This window comes from Nitrospirota bacterium (genome assembly GCA_040756155.1).
Classification (GTDB): domain Bacteria; phylum Nitrospirota; class Thermodesulfovibrionia; order JACRGW01; family JBFLZU01; genus JBFLZU01.
In genome coordinates this window covers 1-4,500 of record JBFLZU010000111.1, presented here as the reverse complement: position 1 = coordinate 4,500, position 4,500 = coordinate 1, and the positions used below count along the sequence as shown (strand labels likewise).

Genomic DNA, 4,500 nt, shown 5'->3' with positions numbered 1-4,500 from the left:
GGTGTTGAGATATTCAAACTTCTTCCAAAGACAAACTGTAAAAAATGTGGGTTTCCTACATGCCTTGCATTTGCAATGAAACTCGCAGCACGACAGGCAGATATTAATGCATGCCCTGATGTATCAGAAGAGGCAAAGCGGATTCTTGGTGAGGCATCTGCACCACCTGTTAGACAGATTACACTTGGTGTCGGTGAGAAGGCTATAAAGATGGGCGAAGAGACTGTACTTTTCAGACATGATAAAAAATTCGTTAACCCTTGTGCATTTGCACTCAGGATAAACGATAACTCAAGCGATAATGATATCTTCAATCAGATAGAAGCAGTTAAATCCTCAGAGGTAGAGAGGGTTGGACAAAAACTTAGGGTAGACATGATTGCAGTGGAGAATGCCTCTGGTGACGCAGGGAGGTTTGAGATAGTAGTAAAAAAGATTATTGAATCTGCCCCTGACGTTCCACTTATGCTGGCGTCATCAAATTTAGATGCAATATCAGCAGGTCTTAAACACTGTGCTGATAAAAAACCATTGATATATGCTGCTTATGAGGATAATGCTGAGGCTATGGCTGCAATCGCAAAGGAGCGAAAACTTCCTCTGGTTGTTTCATCAGATAATTTAGATACATTAGTCACCCTTTCAGAGAAAGTTAGGGGATTAGGTATTGAAGACATCATCCTTGATTCATGTGCAAAGAGTCCAAAGGAAATAATCGAGAAGAATACCATTATCAGGCGTGCAGCGATAAAGAAGAATTTCAAGCCTCTTGGATATCCGATTATCACATTTACAGGAATCGAAGATCGTGAAACAAAGGATGACAGTATCCATGAGGCTGCAATAGCCACAGTAGCTGTAACTAAATATGCCTCAATTGTTGTGCTGAATTCGATAGAGAAGTGGAAGATGCTTGCATTATTTACACTGAGGCAGAACATATATACAGACCCGCAGGTGCCTATGCAGGTTGCACAGGAAATATACAAAGTTGGTGAGCCGACTACTGAATCACCGCTTCTTGTTACCACCAATTTCTCACTCACATACTTTATAGTTCGTGGTGAGGTAGAAAACAGCAAGGTGCCCTGCTGGCTTGCAGTGATGGATGCAGAAGGGCTCTCGGTTCTGACTGCATGGGCTGCTGGTAAATTTACCGCCTCAAAGATAGCAGAGTTTATAAAGGGCAGTGAAATAGAAAATTCAATTAACCACAGAGAGCTAATAATACCAGGCTATGTGGCAATCCTGAGTGGAGCACTCGAAGAGAAATTGGAAGGCTGGAAGATTACTGTTGGCCCAAGAGAAGCAAATGGAATACCTTCGTTTTTCAAAAGCAGGACAGTGGGCGGTTAGCTCAGCTGGGAGAGCGCCGCGTTCGCAACGCGGAGGTCGGCGGTTCGATCCCGCTACCGTCCACCATTAAGAAAAATGACCACTACTTCAGTGAGACTTTTCCTTTTAATATTGCTTCCACAATCATAGGGTCAAACTGGGTTCCAGCGTTATTTTTTAATTCGCTTAAAATCTTTTCTAATGGAAGGGCACCCCTATATGGTCTGGCACACATCATTGAGTCAATGGCATCTGCTATCGCAACTATCCTCGCAGTTATTGGAATCTGCTTACCTTTAAGACCTTCAGGATATCCCTTACCATCAAATCTTTCATGGTGATAAAGAATGACAGGAATTGCATCTTCAAGGAATGGAACTGACCGTACAATTGTAGCGCCTATCTTCGGATGTTTTTTCATCACTTCGTATTCCTCGGGTGTTAAACAACCCTGCTTCTTGAGGACATTTTCATCAATTCCAATCTTCCCTATATCATGAATAGCAGCTGCATGTTCTATCTTCTCTCTCATACTCTTTGGTAACCCTATTGCTTTTGCTAAAGAAGAAGAAAGTCTCGCAACGGTATTTGAGTGGGCATGTGTATAATGGTCCTTGGCATCTATAGTGAGAATCAGTGCCTTTACTGTCCCTGTATAACACTCTATAAGATTCTGTCGGGCTCTGATTACCTCTTCCTCAAGAAATTTAGACCTGCTAAGTAAGTTTTCGCGCTCTAATCTCAAACTTTCAAGATCACGCTTTTTCTTAAGCCCTCTCTCTACAATATTTATCACATCGTCTTTATCAAAAGGTTTCATCAGATAATCAAAGGCACCAAAACGTATCGCACTTTTGGCTGTCTCAAGGCTGGCATAGGCTGTGAGCAATACTACCTCGGTATCAGGGTGCCGACTTTTAATCTCCTTCAAGGTGGTTATTCCATCCATCTTTGGCATTCTTATATCGAGCACCACGAGGTCCACAGGCTCTTGAGCCAGAATATCAAGACCTTCATGTGCACCTGAGGCTGTAGAAACAATATATCTATCCTTTAGAACCATCCTGAGAGACTCTCTCGGTGCTAACTCATCATCGATTATTAGTATTTTTCCACTATGGTTCATTAATGTCTCCTTTAGGACATTAGATAGTTATTAGCCCGTTAGATAGTTGTTATCTAATGGGCTATTATCTAATGTCCTTTATCAATCGAAATTGCAGGGCTTCTCCTGTCTATTAGTGGCAATTTAATGATAAAAGTGTTGCTCCCACCGTCACTTTTTATATCAAGACTGCCATTGTGCTTTTCAATAATTTTATGGCTTATTGGCACATTCAACTCTGTTCCCAGATTATCAATATCCAACAGAGGCTTTAACAAACTTTGCTTTTCCTCATCAGTAAACTCATCCCCATCGTATTTTATTGATATCTCCACACAGGGAGGGTCTTTTATAATTGTTTTAGCGCTCATCGTAATAAGAGTCCCTTGCGGAGTCCTGTCTACAATATGGAGAATAAGATAATAAATTGCCTTTATCAGAAGTTTTTTATCAGCATTGATAAAAAAGGATTCGGAATCGATTCCAAGTCTCGAAAACTTATGTGTCTCGGGTATATTTTTTGAGACATGATCCGCAGCTTCGTCAATAATAAGATTCACATCTTCCCTGTTAAAATTGTAATCCAGTGTGTCGGAAAAAGTCACAAGTTTATCAATCAAATTATCAAGCGTGTAGATTGACTGACTTACAGATGATATAAAAAAGCTGCGCATTTCATCATCACTGCATTTCTCATGCATCAGCTGTATATAAGTCTGTATTGCTGTCAGGGGATTTCTCACCTCATGAGCTATTTTTGCCATAAGGTCATTGACTGCCTGGAGTTTTTCTGTCCTCCTGCGATGCTCTTCTAATTTTTTAGAATCAGAAAGGTCAGAAAACACGATTCCAGCACCGGTAGGATTCTGTTGCTCATCGAGAAGCCTGTAGCTGTTTATTCCAATAGACACTCCCTTAGGACGTATTTCAACCTCATATCTTTTATATGCGGTACCAGTCATCATGGTTTCATATAATATATCACCAAGTGGAGAGGGAAGTATTCTTAAGTCATTACCGAACATCTCTGAAGAATCCAGATCCAAAATCTCAGATGCCTGTTGATTAAAAACAGTAATTTTTTCATCTCTATCAATTGCAATCATTCCACTGTTTATACTCGAAATAATATTTTTTGCAAACTCTTTCTGATACCATATCTGGTGGTAAAGGTCTATATCCTTTACAGCCGCTGCAAGATAATTGCACAGCAAATAAATTATCTCCAGTTCCTCTTTATAAAAAGGCTCTTCGGTAATCTTATTATCTATGTTGAAGATACCTATCAGTTTTCCCTTATGTATCATGGGAAAGGAATATGTGCACTGTAGAAGCTCCATTTCTGCCTTAATGTTTATCGAAGCTGTATCAGCAGGATTAACTGGTTTGTGCATTATCCTTCCTGTCTTTGAAAGCCAGGCTATAAGTGCACTATCCTTTTTAAGCCTGAGATTATCAGCTATATATGGATCAAGTCCCCAGTGTGTCTTAATATGAAATCCTTCTTTATCCCTGAGCATAATAGACATTTTACTTACACGAACAATCTCCGCTACCGAATCCATAAAATGATTAAAGAGCTTTCGCATATCAAAACTTGCAGTCAGCATCTTGGCAAAATTAACAAGGACCTTCTTCTGAAGATATCTTCCACCTGGATACTGTTCTAAATCCCACTTGAGAGAGGTTGACGCTGCCTGCAGAAATTTAGGAACTTCTCTTGTTTGTTTCAGCAGTCTTAATTCATTTTTAAACCTCTGTCTTTCAAGTGCACGTTCAACTATGACAGGAAGCTCATCTTTTATGGATTCAACATCAATACACTCATAAACACTTGGTGGGAAATTATCTATTGTAAACTTGTCGAGTTTTTCAGGTGTGATAAGCACCACCATGTCGTCATCAAGCCTGTTCAAAAGCTCTTCCAGAGAAGACAGCCTGTGAGAGACGGTATCAATAATGAGAAGATTAAGGGGGGTATTGCTATATAAATCCTCAAGTTCCTCTACTGTTTTCAGGGGATACACGGTATATTTCTTAAGTGTCTCTTTTACATCAGG

Annotated in this window: 3 protein-coding genes and 1 tRNA gene; 2 read left to right on the top strand and 2 right to left on the bottom strand. The window is 40.1% G+C overall.

What is annotated here, in order from left to right; genetic code table 11:
• Both acsC and AB1488_10625 read left to right on the top strand, forming a co-directional pair.
• Positions 1–1,356 (top strand): acetyl-CoA decarbonylase/synthase complex subunit gamma (gene acsC / locus AB1488_10630; GenBank protein MEW6410543.1); only part of this gene is annotated, 1,356 nt, incomplete at its 5' end.
• Positions 1,347–1,422, top strand: a tRNA-Ala gene (locus AB1488_10625). The genes acsC and AB1488_10625, both read left to right, overlap by 10 nt.
• Positions 1,423–1,438: 16 nt before the next feature.
• On the opposite strand, the gene AB1488_10620 is transcribed toward AB1488_10625, so the two are convergent.
• Both AB1488_10620 and AB1488_10615 read right to left on the bottom strand, forming a co-directional pair.
• Positions 1,439–2,461 (bottom strand): HD domain-containing phosphohydrolase, encoded by a 1,023-nt coding sequence (locus AB1488_10620; GenBank protein ID MEW6410542.1) that lies wholly within the window; start codon positions 2,459–2,461, stop codon positions 1,439–1,441.
• A gap of 68 nt (positions 2,462–2,529) precedes the next feature.
• The coding region (locus AB1488_10615; GenBank protein MEW6410541.1) for a histidine kinase dimerization/phospho-acceptor domain-containing protein at positions 2,530–4,500 on the bottom strand (1,971 nt) is incomplete at its 5' end.

Excerpts from the sequence above, each read along its gene's own strand:
- AB1488_10620 (MEW6410542.1), bottom strand. The coding sequence starts at position 2,461 with ATGAACCATAGTGGAAAAATACTAATAATCGATGATGAGTTAGCACCG.